This window comes from Telluria sp. AC161 (assembly GCF_979258535.1).
Genome location: NZ_OZ409861.1, coordinates 2,806,829 through 2,824,954, shown reverse-complemented (window position 1 = coordinate 2,824,954; position 18,126 = coordinate 2,806,829). Strand labels below are relative to the sequence as shown.

Annotated in this window: 17 protein-coding genes; 14 read left to right on the top strand and 3 right to left on the bottom strand. The window is 66.1% G+C overall.

The genetic code is table 11. The annotated features are described in order from the left end of the window. The first annotated feature begins 21 nt into the window (after positions 1–21). The 9 genes from ACZ0AJ_RS12655 (at position 22) to ACZ0AJ_RS12615 (ending at position 11,773) form a co-directional block, all read left to right on the top strand. A complete protein-coding gene (locus tag ACZ0AJ_RS12655) occupies positions 22–1,302 on the top strand; it encodes a TolC family protein (RefSeq protein ID WP_499455006.1) in 1,281 nt (426 codons plus the stop codon). Next, positions 1,299–2,498 carry an efflux RND transporter periplasmic adaptor subunit gene (locus ACZ0AJ_RS12650; RefSeq protein ID WP_499454859.1) on the top strand — a complete coding sequence of 400 codons (1,200 nt, stop codon included), beginning with the start codon at positions 1,299–1,301 and terminating at the stop codon, positions 2,496–2,498. The genes ACZ0AJ_RS12655 and ACZ0AJ_RS12650 overlap by 4 nt, the downstream gene beginning before the upstream one ends. Further along, positions 2,488–5,664, top strand: coding sequence for an efflux RND transporter permease subunit (locus ACZ0AJ_RS12645; protein WP_499455003.1), 3,177 nt, complete (start codon positions 2,488–2,490; stop codon positions 5,662–5,664). The genes ACZ0AJ_RS12650 and ACZ0AJ_RS12645 overlap by 11 nt, the downstream gene beginning before the upstream one ends. Before the next feature lie 127 nt (positions 5,665–5,791). Next, the gene (locus tag ACZ0AJ_RS12640; RefSeq protein WP_499454858.1) at positions 5,792–6,658 is read left to right on the top strand and encodes an STAS domain-containing protein; all 867 of its coding nucleotides are present in this window, start codon (positions 5,792–5,794) and stop codon (positions 6,656–6,658) included. Positions 6,659–6,668: 10 nt separating this feature from the next. Next, positions 6,669–7,025, top strand: coding sequence for an STAS domain-containing protein (locus ACZ0AJ_RS12635; RefSeq protein ID WP_183555342.1), 357 nt, complete (start codon positions 6,669–6,671; stop codon positions 7,023–7,025). Then, entirely contained in the window at positions 7,025–7,492 is a 468-nt protein-coding gene (locus ACZ0AJ_RS12630; protein ID WP_499454856.1) for an anti-sigma regulatory factor, read from the top strand. The genes ACZ0AJ_RS12635 and ACZ0AJ_RS12630 overlap by 1 nt, the downstream gene beginning before the upstream one ends. Next, entirely contained in the window at positions 7,480–8,508 is a 1,029-nt protein-coding gene (locus ACZ0AJ_RS12625; RefSeq protein WP_499455000.1) for an ATP-binding SpoIIE family protein phosphatase, read from the top strand. The genes ACZ0AJ_RS12630 and ACZ0AJ_RS12625 overlap by 13 nt, the downstream gene beginning before the upstream one ends. Further along, positions 8,505–9,881, top strand: a complete 1,377-nt coding sequence (locus ACZ0AJ_RS12620) for an ATP-binding protein (protein WP_499454852.1) — start codon at positions 8,505–8,507, stop codon at positions 9,879–9,881. Before ACZ0AJ_RS12625 ends, ACZ0AJ_RS12620 begins: the two co-directional genes overlap by 4 nt. Continuing rightward, positions 9,878–11,773 carry an ATP-binding response regulator gene (locus tag ACZ0AJ_RS12615; protein WP_499454998.1) on the top strand — a complete coding sequence of 632 codons (1,896 nt, stop codon included), beginning with the start codon at positions 9,878–9,880 and terminating at the stop codon, positions 11,771–11,773. The genes ACZ0AJ_RS12620 and ACZ0AJ_RS12615 overlap by 4 nt, the downstream gene beginning before the upstream one ends. A gap of 12 nt (positions 11,774–11,785) precedes the next feature. On the opposite strand, the gene modC is transcribed toward ACZ0AJ_RS12615, so the two are convergent. The 3 genes from modC to modA are packed head-to-tail and all read right to left on the bottom strand — an operon-like array spanning position 11,786 to position 14,290. Continuing rightward, the gene (gene modC / locus ACZ0AJ_RS12610) at positions 11,786–12,862 is read right to left on the bottom strand and encodes a molybdenum ABC transporter ATP-binding protein (RefSeq protein WP_499454848.1); all 1,077 of its coding nucleotides are present in this window, start codon (positions 12,860–12,862) and stop codon (positions 11,786–11,788) included. Continuing rightward, a complete protein-coding gene (modB, locus tag ACZ0AJ_RS12605; protein WP_258834921.1) occupies positions 12,859–13,542 on the bottom strand; it encodes a molybdate ABC transporter permease subunit in 684 nt (227 codons plus the stop codon). The genes modC and modB overlap by 4 nt, the downstream gene beginning before the upstream one ends. Positions 13,543–13,546: 4 nt before the next feature. After that, the gene (gene modA, locus ACZ0AJ_RS12600; protein WP_499454847.1) at positions 13,547–14,290 is read right to left on the bottom strand and encodes a molybdate ABC transporter substrate-binding protein; all 744 of its coding nucleotides are present in this window, start codon (positions 14,288–14,290) and stop codon (positions 13,547–13,549) included. 61 nt (positions 14,291–14,351) lie between these two features. Here modA and ACZ0AJ_RS12595 point away from each other — a divergent pair, with 61 nt between their 5' ends. The 5 genes from ACZ0AJ_RS12595 to ACZ0AJ_RS12575 all read left to right on the top strand — a co-directional run bounded on the left by ACZ0AJ_RS12595 (position 14,352) and on the right by ACZ0AJ_RS12575 (position 18,102). Further along, positions 14,352–15,158: a TOBE domain-containing protein gene (locus ACZ0AJ_RS12595; protein WP_499454845.1), complete on the top strand. Its 807-nt coding sequence runs from the start codon at positions 14,352–14,354 to the stop codon at positions 15,156–15,158. Positions 15,159–15,202: 44 nt separating this feature from the next. Then, positions 15,203–15,811, top strand: a complete 609-nt coding sequence (locus tag ACZ0AJ_RS12590) for a PH domain-containing protein (RefSeq protein ID WP_499454843.1) — start codon at positions 15,203–15,205, stop codon at positions 15,809–15,811. 43 nt (positions 15,812–15,854) lie between these two features. After that, the gene (locus ACZ0AJ_RS12585; RefSeq protein WP_499454995.1) at positions 15,855–16,310 is read left to right on the top strand and encodes a hypothetical protein; all 456 of its coding nucleotides are present in this window, start codon (positions 15,855–15,857) and stop codon (positions 16,308–16,310) included. A 103-nt stretch (positions 16,311–16,413) separates the two neighbouring features. Continuing rightward, the gene (locus ACZ0AJ_RS12580; RefSeq protein WP_499454839.1) at positions 16,414–16,743 is read left to right on the top strand and encodes a hypothetical protein; all 330 of its coding nucleotides are present in this window, start codon (positions 16,414–16,416) and stop codon (positions 16,741–16,743) included. A gap of 117 nt (positions 16,744–16,860) precedes the next feature. Next, positions 16,861–18,102 (top strand): Gfo/Idh/MocA family protein, encoded by a 1,242-nt coding sequence (locus ACZ0AJ_RS12575; protein WP_499454993.1) that lies wholly within the window; start codon positions 16,861–16,863, stop codon positions 18,100–18,102. The last annotated feature ends 24 nt before the right edge of the window (positions 18,103–18,126 follow it).

The following is an 18,126-nucleotide window of genomic DNA, read 5'->3' as shown; positions in this document are numbered from 1 at the left end:
TCACCCGTTCGGAGCACCATCATGAAACACCGTTTGACACCGCCGCTGGCGGCGTTCGCCATGGCGTGCGCGCTGGCCTCCATTGGCCTGCCGCCCGCAGTCCAGGCTGCGCCCATGGCCGCCGCCGTGGCTACCCCGCTGCAGCCCTTGACGCTCGACGCCGCCATCGCGCTGGCACTGCGTTTGAACCCGACGCTGCGCGCGGCCGGCCAGGAGGTCGCCGCGCAACAGGGCTCACTAGCCCAAGCCGGGGCGCGCCCCAATCCCGAACTCGAGCTGCTGCGCGAGGGCTCGCGCAGCGACAGTCGCACGACCACGGCGCTGTTGACCATTCCGGTGGAGCTGGGCGGCAAGCGCGCCGCGCGCATCGATGCGGCGCGCCAGGAAGGCCAGCTGGCGGCGCTGGCGCTGAACGCCGAGCAGGCGCGCGTGCGCGCCGACGTGATTGCCGCATTCCACGACGTCGTGGCCGCGCTGGCGCGCGAACGCATGGCGCAGGAACTGGTGCATCTCGCGGGCCGCGCGCTGGACGCTGCCGGCAAGCGGGTCGATGCGGGCACCTTGTCGCCCGTCGAGCAGACCCGCGCCCGCGTGGCGCAGGGGGGAGCGCGCATCGAGGCGCTGCAGGCAGCGCGCGTGCTGGAAGCCGCGCGGATCCAGCTCGCAGCGCTATGGGCGGGTGACGCGCGCGGGCTTGTGGTCGTCGAACCTGACGCCGTCACGCTGCCCGTGCTGCCGCCGCTCGACCGCTTGCTGGCACAACTGGACGCCGCACCCGGCATGCGCCAGGCCGGCGCACACGTCAAGCACCGCCAGGCGCTGGCCCGGCTCGAACAGGCGCGCCGCACGCCGGACGTGAACGTGATCGTCGGGGCCCAGCGCGAAGGGCCGGATGCCCGCAACCGCACCGTGCTGGGCCTGTCGGTGCCGCTGCCGCTGTTCAATCGCAACGACGGCGCCGTCCTCGATGCGCTGCGCCGCGTCGACAAGGCGCAGGACGAACAGGATGCACAAGCCGCGCGCCTGCGCGCCGAACTGGGTCAGGCGCATGCGCGCCTTGCTACAGCGCTGGCCGAATGCGCCCTGATCGCGAGTGACATCCTGCCGGGCGCGCAGGACGCGCAGCGCGCTGCCAGCCGCGGCTTCGAGCTTGGCAAGTTCGGCCTGATCGACGTGCTCGACGCCCAGCGCGTGCTGGCGCAATCTACCTACCAATACCTCAATGCCGTCGCCGAGAGCCATCGCGCGCAGGCCGATATCGCACGCCTGCTGGGACAAGCAGCCGTGCAGGAGAATCCATGAACAAGCAGCAAACCCGCATCATCGTCATCATGCTGGCTATCGCGCTGGCCCTTAGCGCCTTTGTCTTGCTGCGCGACCGCGCGCAGCCGGCAGGCGATGAGCATGACGAACACGCCGAACAGGGCGAACACGCCGAAGAAAAAGAAGCCGCGCACGCCGACGACGGCGTCATCCACTTCACGCCGGGCCAGATCACCGTGGCCGGCATCACGGTTGCCACGGCTGGCCCCAAGCACCTGGACACCTTCATCCGCATGCCGGGCCAGATCGCACTGAACGAAGACCGCACCGCCCACGTGACGCCGCGCGCGGCCGGCTCGGTGCGCGACGTCAGCGCCGACCTGGGCCAGCAGGTGCGCAAGGACCAGGTACTGGCCAGCATCGCCAGCGTCGACATCGCCGGCCAGCGCGGCGCGCTGACGGCGGCGCAAAAGCGCGTCGACTATGCGCGCAGGATTGTTGCGACCGAGCGCACGCTGTGGGAAGAAAAGATCACGGCGCGCCAGGATCTGCTGAAAGCCGAACAGGAACTGATCGAGGCCGAAGTCGCACGCGACACCGTGCGCCAGCAACTGCAGGCACTCGGTGCCGCCGGTGGTAGTGGTAGTGGCGGCTCGAACCTGCTCGCCATCCGCGCCCCGTTCGACGGCATCATCGTCGAAAAGCACATCACGCTGGGCGAAGTGGTGGGCGCCGATACGCGCGTGTTCACGCTGACCGACCTGTCGACCGTGTGGGCCGACGTGGTGGTGCCGGCGCGCGACCTGGACATCGTGCGCGTCGGCACGACCGCCGTGATCCGGTCGATTGCCTCGGACACGACGGCGCCCGGCAAGGTGAGCTTTGTCAGTTCGCTGGTGGGCGAGGCGTCGCGCTCGGCCAAGGCGCGCGTGGTGCTGGCCAATCCGGGCGCTGCGTGGCGGCCAGGCCTGGCCGTAAACGTCGACATCGTGACCGGTTCGAGCGACGTGCCGGTGGCCGTCGCACGCGAAGCGATCCAGACCGTCGATACCCGGCAGGTGGTCTACAAGCGCGTCAAGGAAGGCTTCATTGCGCAGCCAGTCAGCACCGGGCGCGCTGACGGCCGCTTCATCGAGATCACGGCCGGCCTGAATCCGGGCGACACCTACGCCGCCAGCGGCAGCTTCACGATCAAGGCCGAACAGGGCAAGGGTGAGGCCAGCCATGAACACTGACCTGCAAGCTTCCACCTGGTTCGACCGCCTCATTACGCTCAGTATCGAGCGGCGCTGGCTGGTGCTGCTGGCCGTGCTGGCGATGGCGGCCATCGGCATCTACAACTATGGCCGCCTGCCGATCGACGCCGTGCCCGACGTGACCAACGTCCAGGTGCAGATCAACACGGCGGTGCCAGGCTACTCGCCGCTCGAGGTCGAGCAGCGCATCACCTATCCGGTGGAGGCGGTGCTGGCCGGCCTGCCGCACCTGGAAACCTACCGCTCACTGTCGCGCTACGGCCTGTCGCAGGTGACAGTGGTATTCGACGAGGGCACCGACATCCATTTTGCGCGCCAGCTCGTGAGCCAGCGTCTGCAGGATGCGCGCGAGAATCTGCCGGCCGGCGTGGTGCCAGCGCTGGGCCCGATCGCCACGGGCCTGAGCGAAATCTACCAGTGGACCGTCGAGAGCGAGCCGGGGGCGAAGAAGCCCGATGGCACGCCTTACACGCCGACCGACCTGCGCGAGATCCAGGACTGGATCATCAAGCCGCAGCTGCGCACCGTGCCGGGCGTGACCGATATCAATTCCATCGGCGGCTTCGACAAGGAATACCTGGTGGCCCCGAACACAGCCACGCTGTCGTCGTACGGGCTGGAACTGATCGACATCGTGCACGCCCTCGAGCGCAACAACAGCAATGTCGGCGCCGGCTATATCGAGCGCGAGGGCGAGCAGTACCTGGTGCGCGCGCCGGGGCAGGCTGCGTCGATCGACGACATCGGCAATATCGTCGTCACCAGCGTCAATGGCATCCCGGTGCGCGTGCGCGACGTCGCCGAAGTGGGCATCGGGCGCGAGCTGCGTACCGGCGCGGCCACGGAGAACGGCGTCGAGGTGGTGCTGGGCACCGTCGTCATGCTGATCGGCGAGAACAGCCGCAAGGTCGCGCAAGCGGTCGATGCGCGCATGCTCGAGATCAACCGCAGCCTGCCCAAGGGCGTCAAGGCGGTCACCGTGTACGACCGCACGGTGCTGGTCGAGAAGGCGATTGCCACGGTGCGCAAGAACCTCATCGAGGGTGCAATCCTCGTCATCGCCGTGCTGTTTTTCTTTCTGGGGAATTTGCGCGCGGCGCTGCTCACCGCGCTGGTGATTCCACTGGCGATGCTGTTTACGTTCTCGGGCATGGTGGCCGGCGGCGTCAGCGCCAACCTGCTCAGCCTGGGCGCGCTGGACTTTGGCATCATCGTCGACGGCGCCGTCGTCATCGTCGAAAACTGCGTGCGCCGGCTGGCCGGCGCCCAGCACCGGCTCGGACGCCTCTTGAGCCGCGAAGAGCGCTTTGCTGAAGTCTTCGCGGCCGCGCGCGAAGCCAGGCGGCCCCTGATCTACGGGCAGCTGATCATCATGATCGTGTACCTGCCGATCTTTGCGCTCACCGGCATCGAGGGCAAGATGTTCCATCCGATGGCGTTTACGGTGGTGTTCGCGCTGCTGGGCGCGATGATCCTGTCGGTGACGTTCGTGCCGGCCGCCGTGGCGCTGTTCATCGGCAGCAAGGTCGACGAAAAGGACAGCCGCGTCATGCTGGCCGCGCGCCGCTGGTACGCGCCGGCGCTCGACTACGCGCTGGCCAACCGCGCCGTGGTGCTGGTGTTTGCCGGCCTGGTGATCGCTCTGGCGGTGCTCATGGCCACGCGCCTGGGCACCGAATTTGCGCCCAATCTCGACGAGGGCGACATGGCGGTGCTGACGGTGCGCGTGCCGGGCACGAGCCTGACCCAGTCGGTGAAGATGCAGCAGCAGATCGAGACGACGCTGATGCGCGAGGTGCCCGAGATCGCGCGCGTGTTCGCCCGCATCGGCACGGCCGAAATCGCGTCCGATCCGATGCCGCCGAGCGTGGCCGACAGCTTCATCATCTTCAAGCCCGAGTCGGCGTGGCCCAAGCCAAGGCGTTCCCGCGCCGCCGTGCAAGAGGCGATCCGCACGGCGCTCGAACGCCTGCCGGGCAACAGCTACGAATTCAGCCAGCCGATCCAGCTGCGCGTGAACGAGCTGATTTCGGGCGTGCGCAGCGACGTTGCCGTCAAGCTGTTCGGCGACGACCTGGCGGTGCTGGAAGCGACCGCCAGCCAGATCGCGGCGAGCCTGCGCGCAGTGCCTGGCGCGGCCGAGGTGCAGGTCGAGGCGACGTCCGGCCTGCCGATCCTGCAGATCCGGGTCGACCGCGAACGCGCCGCGCGCATGGGCCTGAACATCGGCGACGTGCAGGAAATGATCGCGACCGCCACCGCCGGGCGCGTGGCCGGCACCCTGTTCGAAGGCGACCGCCGCTTCGACATCGTCGTGCGCCTGCCGGAAGACAGGCGCTCCGACATCGACGCGCTGCGCCGGCTGCCGGTGGCCTTGCCTGGCACGAAGGAGGGAGGGCATAGCTTTATCACGCTGGGCGAAATCGCCACCTTCGACGTCGCGCCCGGCCCGAACCAGCTCAGTCGCGAAGAAGGCAAGCGCCGCGTGGTCATCACCGCCAACGTGCGCGGGCGCGACATCGGCTCGTTCGTCGCGGCAGCGCAGGCGCGCATCGCCGAAGACGTACGGATTGCCCCCGGCTACTGGACGGCCTGGGGCGGCCAGTTCGAGCACCTGACGGCCGCCGCCGAGCGCCTGCGCCTGATCGTGCCGGCCTCGCTGCTGCTGGTATTCGTGCTGCTGTACCTGGTCTTCAACAACCTGCGCGATGGCCTCCTGGTGTTCACCGGGATTCCGTTCGCGCTGGCCGGCGGCGTGGCCGCGCTGTGGGCGCGCGGCATCCCGCTGTCGATGTCGGCGGCGGTGGGCTTCATTGCGCTCTCCGGTGTGGCGGTGCTCAATGGCCTGGTGCTGATCGCGTTCATCCGCAGCCTGCGCGAGGAGGGGGTGAAGCTACCCGAGGCAGTGCGCGATGGCGCCCTGGCGCGCCTGCGGCCGGTGCTGATGACGGCGCTGGTAGCGTCGCTGGGCTTCGTGCCGATGGCGCTGGCGACGGGCACCGGCGCCGAGGTCCAGCGCCCGCTGGCCACGGTGGTCATCGGCGGGGTGTTGTCGTCGACCGTGCTGACCCTGTTATTGCTACCCGTGCTGTATGAATGGGCCCATCGCGCAGGCCTGCGCAGAGGGCGTAAAAATATCCTCTAGCCAATAGAACAAGGCGGATTGTCTACATCGGAAATGGTATAGTTGGATTTTTACCAGCACTCTGCCACAGCAGCCCGGGACCAGCGGGATTTTGTGCGGCGCCACCTACTATTTGAGGACACGACAGATGAGCATGAACGATTATGCGGACCGGATCAGCCAGGCGATTCTTGCAGAAGAATCGGGCATTGGCGCAGAATGGCTCGCCCAGCTGGAGTCGATCACGGTGCGCAGCAGCGGCGCGGCGCGCGAGCAGTTGCGCGCCCATTGCCAGCAGCTGCTCAAAGCGTTCGCTGTCGCGACCCGCAGCGGTGAACTCGAGAACATCGAGCACCGTTCGTGGGACGAAGTGCGCGACCTGCTCAGCGAAATCTCGGCCACCCGCGCCAAGGCCGGCTCCACCCCGGCCGAAACGGCAACGCTCGTGTTCTCGCTCAAGCAGCCGCTGTTCGCGCGCCTGCGCGACGTGTTCGAGACCGATGCCGATGGCCTGGCCGTCGCGTCCTGGACCGTCAACACGCTGATCGACAAGCTGGGCCTGTACACGATCGAAGTGTTCCAGAAAACGAAGGACCAGATCATCGTGCGCCAGCAGCAGGAGCTGCTCGAGCTGTCCACGCCCGTGGTCAAGCTGTGGAACGGCATCCTGGCGCTGCCGCTGATCGGCACCCTCGATTCGGCCCGCACCCAGGTGGTGATGGAAAACATCCTGCAAAAGATCGTCGACACCGGCGCCATCATCGCGATCATCGACATCACCGGTGTGCCGACCGTCGACACGCTCGTCGCCCAGCACCTGATGAAGACCATCGCGGCCGCGCGCCTGATGGGCGCCGACTGCATCATCAGCGGCATCCGGCCACAGATCGCGCAAACCATCGTGCACCTGGGCGTGAACCTGGAAGACGTGATCACCAAGGCCACGCTGGCCGATGCGTTCCTGGTCGCGCTCGAGCGCACCGGCGCGTCGATCATGATCAAGAACGCAGCCTGAGGCGATTGCTATGGAACGTATCCCGATCCTGCGCATGGGCGACCTGTTGCTGGTGACGATCCAGGTCGACATGCATGACCGCCTGGCGATGCAACTGCAGGACGACCTGACCCAGCGCATCGTCAGCGACAGCGCCAAGGGCGTCCTGATCGACATCTCGGCGCTCGACCTGGTCGACTCCTTTATCGGCCGCATGATCAGCAATACCGCCGCCATGGCGCGCGTGCTCGACGCACGCACCGTGGTGGTGGGCATGCAACCGGCGGTGGCGATCACGCTCGTCGAACTCGGATTGACTCTGCATGGCGTTCAAACGGCGCTCAATGTCGAGAAGGGCATGGCCCTGCTCGGAAAGAGCTATCGATAATGGTCGACGCGCAAACCCAGACGGTGCTGTTCGAGACGCCGCTGCTGGAGCATCGCCGCGCACAGCGCACCGGCCGCGTGACCTTGCGCCTGCGCTCGGATGAAGACGTGGTGGGCGTGCGAAAGCAGGTGCGCGAACGCGCAGTGGCGATCGGTCTCTCGCTGATCGACCAGACCAAGCTGGTGACGGCGGCCAGTGAACTCGCACGCAATACCATCAAATACGGCGGCGGCGGCGAGGTGCATCTCGATGCCTTCGACGACGGCGCGCGCCTTGGCATCGGGCTGTTGTTCGTCGACGCCGGCCAGGGTATCCCGAACATCGAGAGCGCACTGCGTGACGGTTTCACCACCGGCGGCGGCCTGGGCCTCGGCCTGGGCGGCTCCAAGCGGCTGGTCGACGAGTTCGACATCGACAGCCGTCCGAAGGAGGGCACCGCGGTGCTGATTATCAAATGGAAACGCTGATCAGTTCTCAGTCGTCGCACTTCGTCTTCAACCTCACCCATGCCAGCGATGTCGCGGCCGTGCGCCGCGCCGGCCAGAAGGTGGCCGACTCGCTGGGCTTCAATGAAGTCAAGGCCGGCCAGCTGGCCCTGATCATCACCGAAGCGGCCACCAACATCCTCAAGCACGCCGGCGAAGGCGCGATGCACGTCGGGCCGGCGCAGTCGCCGGCCGGCATTGGCGTGGACGTGCTGGCGCTCGACAAGGGCCCCGGCATCGCCGACATCGACAACTGCCTGCTCGATGGCGTCTCGAGCGCCGGCACCGCCGGCACCGGCCTGGGCGCGCTGCTGCGCCTGTCCGATGAGTTCGATGTGTACACGCGGCGCGGCGAGGGCACGGCGTTCTTCATGCGCCTGTGGCGCGACGAGCCGGCCCCGCATCCGAGCGGCGTGGAAGTGGGCGCACTGTGGGCACCCATCGCCGGCGAAGACGAATGCGGCGACGGCTGGGCCGTCTCGTGCGGCGACGATGGCGCCACCATCCTGGCGTGCGATGGCCTGGGCCACGGCCCGAATGCAGCGGCAGCCACGAATGCGGCGATCGATGCGCTGGCCGAGCGCGGCCCGGTCGGCGCCGGCGAGATGGTGCACGTGGCGCACGAAGCATTGCGCGGCACACGCGGCGCCGCGCTGGCGGCGGCGCGCGTCGACTTCTACAAGGATGAACTGAGTTTCGCCGGCGTGGGCAATATCGCTGGCGTCGTGATCGACGACGACCGGCGCGCGCTGGTGTCGCACAACGGCATCGTCGGCGCCAATATGCGCAAGGTGCAGGAGTTTTCGGTGCCGTTTCCCGCCGGGGCGCTGTGCATCCTGTGCTCGGATGGCATCCAGACCCAGTGGGATCTGCACAAGTATCCGGGCCTGCACGGGCGCGCGCCGGCGCTGATCGCCGCGGTGCTGATGCGTGACTTCATTCGCGGCCGCGACGACGCCTTGGTCGTCGTCGTGCGCCGGGTAGCAGGCCTCGCATGACATCCCTGCGCATCCTCAGCGTTGGCCTGGACAGCGAGCAGGATGTGGTGCTGGTGCGCCAGCGTGCGCGCCAGATCTCGGCCATGCTGGGCTTGTCGCAGCAGGACCAGGTGCGGGTCGGCACGGCGGTGTCCGAAGTGGCGCGCGGCGCGAGTTATCAGGGTCCCGGCGGGCGCGCCGTGTTCCAGCTGTGCGAACGCGACGGGCGCCAGCATCTCGAAGTGCTGGTCAGCGCCGGGCGGCCGCGCAACGGCCGTGCGGGCGACGCCACGTTCGGCGAAGTGGGCCCCGAGTCGCTGCGCGAACTGGCGATCGTTACCGCGCATCGCCTGATGGACGCGTGCGAGGTCGACCCTGGCGAAACCGGCGCAGCCAACGTCACGGTGCGCAAGGCGCTGCCGGCGCACGAGCGCATCACGCCGGCGCGGCTGGCTGAAATCGGCGCGCGCCTGGCCGACAGCCCGGACGCCAGCCCCCTGCACGAGCTGCAGATGCAGAACCAGGAGCTGCTCTCGACGCTGGCCGAGCTGCGCGAACGCCAGGAAGACCTGATGTCGCTCACGCGCGAGCTGGAGGACACCAACCGCGGCATCGTGGCGCTGTACGCCGAGATCGAGGACAAGGCCGAGCGCCTGCGCCGCGCCGACGAAATGAAGTCGCGCTTCCTATCCAACACGAGCCACGAGCTGCGCACGCCACTGTCATCGATCCGCGCGCTGGCCCAGTTGCTGCTCAACCGGATGGATGGCGACCTGACCGAAGAGCAGGAACGCCAGGTCAGCTTCATCGCCACCGCGGCCAACGATTTGTCCGAGCTGGTGAATGACTTGCTCGATCTGGCCAAGATCGAAGCGGGGCGGGTGCAGGTGCAGGTCGAGCCGGTGGTGGTCGAGAACCTGTTCCGCGCGCTCAAGGGCATGCTGCGCCCGCTGGTGGACGAGGCGCGCGTCGAACTGGTGTTCGAGCCGTCCGGCGTGAACGAGCCCCTGTATTCGGACGAAGGCAAGATTTCGCAGATCCTGCGCAACTTCATTTCGAACGCGCTGAAATTCACCGAGCAGGGCTCGGTACTGGTGTTTGCCGCGCATGATCCCGAGGCAGACACGATCGCATTTGCCGTGGCCGATACCGGCATCGGCATCAGCCACGACAACCTCCAACTCATTTTTGAAGAATTCAGCCAGATCGAGCATCCGCTGCAACGGCGCAGCAAGGGCACCGGTCTCGGTCTGCCCCTGTGCCGCAAGCTGGCCGAGCTGCTTGGCGGTCGGGTCGACGTGGCCAGCACCGTCGGTGTCGGTTCGACCTTCACCTTGACCCTGCCGCGCAGCCTGGCGCCGACGCCATCAGCATTTGATACCACAGGATCATGAACTCCCATCCGACCCAGATTCTCAACGTTGACGACAACGACGGCGCGCGCTACGCCAAGACCCGCATCCTGCAAAGCGCCGGCTTCGAGGTGCTGGAAGCGGCCAATGGCACCGACGCGCTGGAAATCGTGCGCAACACGTTGCCGGCGCTGGTGCTGCTCGACGTGAAGCTGCCCGACATCAACGGCATCGAAGTGTGCCGCCGCATCAAGGCCGAATCGGACAGCAGCACGGTGCTGGTGCTGCAGACGTCGGCCGCGCTGACGGGCCGCGCCGACAAGATCCGCGGCCTGGAAGGCGGCGCCGACAACTACCTGGCCGCGCCGATCGAGGCCGATGAACTGATCGCCAACGTCAACGCGCTGCTGCGCATGCGCCAGATCCAGGTCGACCTGCGTGACAGCGAGGAACGCTTCCGCCAGCTGACCGACAACATCGACGACGTGTTCTGGATGTTCTCGGTGCCGGCGCGCGAGGTCGTGTATGTCAGCCCGGCGTATGCCACCGTGTGGGGCCGCAGCGCCGAGGCGCTGGGCCAGCAGCCTGACGACTGGCTCGCCGCCGTGCACCAGGACGACCGCGCGCGCATGGCGGCGCGCTGGGAGCGCGTGGCATTTGAAGCCCATTACGATGACGAGTTCCGCATTGCTGGCGCCGACGGCCAGGTGCGCTGGGTACGCGACCGCGTGTTCCCGGTGCGCGATGCGCGCGGCCAGGTGGTACGGGTGGCGCGCGTCACCAGCGACATCACGGGCCGGCGCGAAATGGAGGCGCTGCTGCGCGCAGCCGACAGCAACAAGAACCAGTTCCTGGCGACGCTGGCGCACGAGCTGCGCAACCCCCTGAGCCCGATCCGCAACGCGGCCGCGCTGCTGGGCGCCATCGGCGAAGGGGCCGCCGAGCGCCAGGCGCATGCACGCGACGTGATCACGCGTCAGGTGGACCACCTGGCGCACCTGGTCGACGACCTGCTGGACGTGGCCCGCATCTCCGAAGGAAAAATCGTGCTGCGCAATGAAGAAGTCGACATCAACGGCGTGATCGCCCAGGCCATCGAGACGGCGGCGCCCCTGATCAACGCGCGCGGGCACCACCTGAGCGTCGAGCAGCCGGACCACCAGATCTGGGTCTCGGGCGACCCGGTACGCCTGGCCCAGTCGGTGGGCAACCTGCTGCACAACGCGGCCAAGTTCACGCCGACCGGTGGCGAGATCCACCTGGCCGTGCGCATTACCGACAGTGCGCGCGTGTGCATTTCGGTGCGCGACAACGGCATCGGCATCGCCAAGGACAACCTGCCGCGCATCTTCGGCATGTTCACCCAGGTCGAGGTGCCGCCTGACCGCGCGCCGGAAGGCCTGGGCATCGGCCTGTCGCTGGTGTCGCACCTGCTCGAACTGCACGGCGGCCACCTGTCGGCCACCAGCGAAGGCATCGGCCTTGGCAGCACGTTCACCGTCGACCTGCCACTGCTGCATGTCGGCGCTGGTGAGAGCGATGCGGCGGTGACGCAGGCGACCACCGGGACGGACAGCGGCGGCATGCGCGTGCTGCTGGTGGACGACAACGTCGATGCGATGGAGATGATGGGCTTCCTGCTGGCCGAGATGGGCTACGAGGCGCACACCACGGCCGACGCCAACGAGATCGAAGAGTTGGCCGCGCGCCACGAGCCGCACGTGATCGTGCTCGATATCGGCTTGCCGGGCGTGGATGGTTATCAGGTCGCGCGCCGCATCAAGAGCAATCCGCAACTGGCGCATATCCGGCTGGTGGCGCATACCGGCTACGGCTCGCCAGAAGACCGCCGCCGCGCGCACGAGGCCGGGTTCGATGCGCACCTGGTCAAGCCGGCCGAGTTGTCGGACCTGGAAGCGGCGCTGCGGGGCTAACTTGGTTCAGGTTCAGGCCAGCAAGGCCACGGCCTTGACTTGCGCCCACACCGCGCACCCCGGCGCGATTGCCAGTTCGCGCCGCGAACGCTCGGTGATCCGCGCCAGCAGCGCTGTCTCACCGACCAGCAGGCGCACCAGTACCTGGCCGGGCGTGCTGCTCGGGCCGACCGCATCCACCCGCGCCGGCAGGATATTCGTGATGCTGCTGCCGCGTGGCCGCTCCAGCGCCAGGCTCACATCGCGCGCATGGATGCGGCAGCGCACGCGGGTGCCGACGGCGGCGTTACGCTGGCCCACCAGCAGCACGCCGCCGCCAAATGCCAGGTGCGACAGGCCATCGGCATCGTGCGCTTGCAGCGTGGTCTCGATCATCACGCCGGCGTCGTCCTGAAAATTTGCCGCCAGGTCCAGCCGCGCGAGCGTCGCGGCCAACGGGCCGCTGGCCAGCACCCGGCCTTCTTCCAGCACCACCAGATGATCGGCCAGCCGCGCCACTTCGTCGGCCGCGTGGCTGACGTACACGACCGGCAACGCCAGTTCGTCGTGCAGGCGTTCGAGGTAGGGCAGGATCTCGAGTTTGCGCCGCATGTCGAGCGCGGCGAGCGGCTCGTCCATCAGCAGCAGGCGGGGCGAGGCAAGCAGCGTGCGCGCAATCGCCGCGCGCTGGCGCTCGCCGCCGGACAGCGTGGCGGGACTGGCATCGAGCAGGCGTTCGATGCCGAGCAGTTCGGCCACCGCCAGCAGGTCGAAGCGGCGCTCGGCGGGCTTGAGGCGCTTGCGTCCGAACTCGAGATTGGCGCGCACGGACAGGTGCGCGAACAGGCTCGCTTCCTGGAACACGTAGCCGATGCCGCGTTCGTGGGTCGGCACGAACACCTTGCGGGCGTCGTCCTGCCACACTTCGTCGCCCAGCGCGACGCGGGCGCCGGCCACGCGCTCCAGGCCCGCCAGCACGCGCAGCAGCGTGGTCTTGCCGGAGCCAGAGTGCCCGAACAGCGCGGTCACGCCGCGCCCGGGCAGGGCCAGGTCGACATCGAGATTGAACGCGCCGCGGTCGATCCGGCATGCGAGCGAGATGCGCGTCATCGCTGCGTCCCCCGCATCGATTGCGGATACAGCGTGTACAAGGTGAGCAGCACGACAAAGCTGAACACCAGCATGCCGCCGGCCAGCCAGTGGGCCTGCGCATATTCCATCGCTTCGACGTGATCGTAGATTTGGGTGGAAACGACGCGCGTCTTGTCGGGGATGTTCCCGCCGATCATGAGCACGACGCCGAATTCGCCGATCGTGTGCGCAAAGCCCAGGATCGCGCCGGTGACAAAGCCGGGGCGCGCCAGCGGCACGACTACCGACCAGAAGGTGTCCCATGGCCCGGCGCGCAGCGTGGCGGCCACTTCGAGCGGGCGTTCACCGATGGCTTCGAAGGCGTTCTGCAAGGGCTGCACGACGAACGGCAGCGAATAGAACACCGACGCGATCACGAGGCCCGTGAAGGTGAAGGCAAGCGTGCCCAGGCCCAGCGCGCCGGTCAGCTGCCCGAGCGGGCCGTTCGGCCCCATCGCCAGCAGCAGGTAAAAGCCGATCACGGTCGGCGGCAGCACGAGGGGCAGGGCGACGAGCGCGCCGACGACGCGCTTGGCGCGCGAGCGGGTGCGCGCCAGCCACCATGCCAGCGGCGTGCCAAACAGCAGCAACAGCAGCGTGACGAGGGTCGCGAGCTTGAGCGTCAGCCAGATCGCGGCGAAGTCGGACGCGTCCAGCATGTGCCTAGACTTCGTAGCCGTAGGCGCGGATCAGCGCTTTGGCCTTGTCGGTGCGCAGATAGTCCAGCAGCGCCTGCGCGGCCGGGTTCTTCGCGCCGCGGGTCAGCAGCGCGGCATCCTGGCGGATCGGCGCGTGCATCGTCGCGGGGACGATCCAACCCGAGCCGGCCGTGAATTTGCCATCGCGCCAGACCTGCGCCTGCGCCACGAAGCCCAGTTCGGCGTTGCCCGTGCTGGCGAACTGGAAGGATTGCGCGATGTTTTCGCCCTGGACCAGGCGTGGTTGGAGGCGCGCGGTCAAGCCCAGCTTGTCGATGACCGCGACTGCCGCCGCGCCGTACGGGGCCGTCTTCGGATTGGCGATGGCCAGGTGCGTGAAGTCGCCCGTCTTGAGCACGGCGCCGGTTGCGTCAACGTAGTTGGCCTTGGCCGACCACAGCACGAGGCGGCCAACTGCGTAGGTAAAGCGGCTTTTGGGGACGACCTGGCCTTCGGCTTCCAGCCGCGCCGGCGTTTCATCATCGGCCGACAGCAGCACTTCGAACGGCGCGCCGTTGCGGATCTGCGCATAGAACTTGCCGGTGGCGCCACTGGCGACGACGGCCTTGTGGCCCGTGTCTTTCTGAAATTGCGCGGCCAGCTTTTCCATCGGGCCCGCGAAATTGGCGGCCACCGCCACCTGGACTTCGCCAGCATGGACCGTTCCCAGGCAGGTCATCACGGCAAGCACACCGGCAAAGAATTTCATGTCGTCCTCGAGTCGTAAAAAGCGCTATAGTCGAAAGTATATAACGGATTCTGGAGCGCATATGGATGACAGGCACATCGCTCTCGAGGGCACCGTCTGGATGACGGTGGGTGGCGAGCAGCTCGGCGGCACGAACCGGGTCGGTTTGCTGGCGGCGCTTGCGCAATGCGGTTCGATCACGGCGGCCGCAAAACAGGTCGGCCTGAGCTACAAGGCGGCGTGGGAAGCGATCGACACGATGAACAACCTGGCCGGCGAACCGCTCGTGCAGCGCTCGACGGGCGGCAAGGGCGGCGGCGGCACGCGGCTGACGGCGCGCGGCGCGCAACTGGTCGAGAACTTCACCATGGTCGAGCAACTGCACCATGATTTTCTGGAACGACTCAATCGGCAGGCAGAGGGCGTGGCCGACGATGTTTCACTATTTTCGAGGTTCAGGATGCGAACAAGCGCGCGCAATCAGTTCTTCGGCACCGTGACGCGCGTGGTGCCAGGCGCGGTCAATGACGAGATCGAACTTGCCATCGCCGGCGGGCAGAAGATCGTCGCCATCGTCACGCGCGAAAGCACCGACAACCTGGCATTGGTGCCGGGCCGGCAGGTGTTTGCACTGATCAAATCGTCGTCGGTGATCGTCATGACGGCGGGCGAAGGCGTGCGGCTGTCGGCGCGCAACCAGCTGGCCGGTACTGTTGCGCGCCTGACGCGCGGCGCCGTCAATGCCGAGGTCGTAATTGCGCTTGGCGGTGGCGCCACGGTCGCCGCCACCGTGACGAACGAGAGTGTGGATACGCTGGCGCTGGCCGAAGGGCTGGCTGCAACCGCCTTGTTCAAGGCGTCGAGCGTGATTCTCGGGGTGCCCGAATAAACGGTGGTAATGTATCTTTTTTCTCACCACACAGGAAGGCGATCATGTTCAAGCGTATGGCGGCAGAAGCACTCGGCATCAGCGATATCGGCGTTATTGTCGGCCCGGCCGACTACGGCAATGTCGATGCGGATGACTACCTGTTCACCGAAGACGGCGAGCAGATCTTCTTTCTCATCAAAAGCAAGAAAGACGAATACTGCTTTACCAATCTTGGCCTGATTCATGTGGATGGCGACTCGGCCATGTCGTCGAAGCGCGCGATCAAGCGCTACGATTACGCGTCGCACCCAATTACCGACGTGACCATCGAAACAGCCGGCACGCTCGATATGGATATCGAGCTCAAATTCAATCTGGACGACACGGCGTTCTCCATCGACGTCAAGAAAGCGTTCATCGAACAGCTCAAGGACATCTATAAAGCCTTGATCTCGATCGGCAAGCAGCAGCAACGCGATGCGGTATGCCGCAACAACGCGCTGCGTACGCTGGACGCCACCGCATCGGTGCACAAGCTCAATATCGCACCGGGTGCCGGCGGCCTCGTCAGCCAGTTCGATGAATTGCTGACGGCGTTGAATACCGCGATGCTCGATACCTACACCAAGCGTGATTTCAGCGACGTGTACACCAAGTACATTCACAACTGATCAGGGGCTGACGCCCCTTCGATCCAACTGAAAGGGTGCACGGATGCCAGCAAAGAAACGCCTGACGAATATCGCCAATGGCCTGTGCGGTTCATTCATTAGCCGGAACAATGACCTGGATGGCCATTGGGCGATTGGCAAACTGCGTTCACTGGCCGATCAGCATGGCCAGACCACAGTCGTACTGAACTTGCTGACGTCATCCACGCAGCCTTCGTCTGCGCAATGTTCAGATGTGTTCGAGCGCTATTGCCGGCTCCTTGCGACGCTGGCGGAGCGCTCGCGTATCCCGTTCGCGGACATCACCGTCGCACGCATCGCGCTTGATTTTGCACCGCCACCCTGGCCCAGGGCCAGCTATTACAAGCTGCAATGGGGTGATCAGTTCACGGTGACCGTGACCATCGAGGCCGACGGGCGTGCAGCGGGTATCGCACACGACGCGGGTTATTGCCGGCCGCATGATGCGGCCAGAAAGAAAAACTTGCTGATATTCTGAGATCGGCCGTTTTGTGCGCGCCATGAGAGTAAGCTCGACTACTACTCATCAAGAAAGCCGATCCATGCGATGCTATGTCTTGATCGTCGAACGAGACCTTCTCATGCGCGAAACCATTCTCGATCTGCTGACGGCACTGGGCCACTCGGGTCTGGGCGCATCGTCACCCGTTCGAGGCCTCAAAATGCTTGAGGTGATGGTGTTTGACGCCATGATGATCAGCCCGGGCGCCACATTGCTTGGCGAGCCGAGCTATGCGATCGACGCAAAAAAGATCCAGCCTCATTTGAAAGTGATCATGGCCGCCGCAGTCGAGCTGCCCGAATATTCTGCGCCGCCAATCGACGCGTTCATTCAAAAACCATTTTCACTGCTGTCACTGGAAGCGACATTGCAAAAGATATTCATCGTGGGCGCGTCACCCGATAACTGACACCGGTGTGCGCTGACAAGGCTCATCCAGCCGCGATCGGTTTTCTTCCCGGCAAGCGAGCGCTGCTGTTCCGAATCGCGTGCGAGGATCCATTCCCTCTACGCGAAAGGAATCCTCATGAAGCACGATCAGCCGCCGCGCCGCGATTTTCTGCGCTATGTCGGTACCATGGCCGCCCTGTCCACGCCAGCGCTGCAGGCCGCAGCCAGCGAACAGAACCGGGTCAGCTTTCCGCCCATCTTCGACAAGTCCGAAAAGCCCGAGAAGACCGAGCCGCCGGGTGACTCGTGGGATGAGCGGGTGGGCGTTGCCGTGGTGGGCCTGGGCCGCATCGCCATCGACGAGATGCTGCCCGCCTTCCAGCGAAGCAAGCATGCGAAAGTCGTGGCGCTGGTCACAGGGGACCGTGACAAGGGGCTGAAGGTCGCCCGCCAGTACAACATTCCCGAGAGCGCAGTGCTCGATTACAAGGACTACGACAAGCTGGCCCAGATGCCGGACGTGAAAAGCGTCTACATCGCGCTGCCCAATCATCTGCATCTGGAGTACACCGTGCGCGCGGCGCGTGCCGGCAAACACGTGCTGTGCGAAAAGCCGATGGCCAACAGCGGCGCCGAGTGCCGCCAGATGATCGATGCTTGCCGCAAGGCCGGGCGCCAGTTGATGATTGCCTACCGCAGCCAGTACGAAGCGCTCGATCGCACGCTGATCAAAATGGTCCGCGACAAAAAGCTGGGCGCGCTGAAGGAATTCAACTCGGTCAACTCGCAGAATATGGGCGACCCGCAGCACTGGCGTCTCAAGAAGGCGATGGCGGGCGGTGGCGCGCTGCCGGACATCGGCATCTATTGCATCAATGCCGCGCGCTTTCTCAGCGGCGAAGAACCGACCGAGGTATTCGGCAGCATCTGGTCGACGCCAGGCGATGCGCGCTTTCGCGAAGTCGAGGAATCGTGCCAGTTCGTCCTGCGCTTTCCAAGCGGCTTTTCGGCCACCTGCAGCACCAACTATTCGGCGCACAAGTCGCAGATGTTCCGCCTGAACGGGTTTGAGGCGTGGGCCGACATGGATCCTGCTTACGCCTATCACGGCAACAAGCTGCGGATCACGCGCGTGGTCGATGGCAAGGACCAGACCACCGAGATCCCGGCCGGCAAAACCAACCAGTTCACGCTGATGATCGACCACTTCGCCAGCTGCATCCAGCAAAACAAGGACGTGCACACGCCGGGTGAGGAGGGGCTGCAGGACCAGCGCATCATGGATGCGATCTACGAATCGGCGCGTAGCGGCCGGGTGGTCAAGCTCAAGCCGCCGGCGGGCAAGACGCGCGGACCGGAGCCGGAGAGCGCCGCTTAACACGCTGTTTTGAAAGAGATGCTG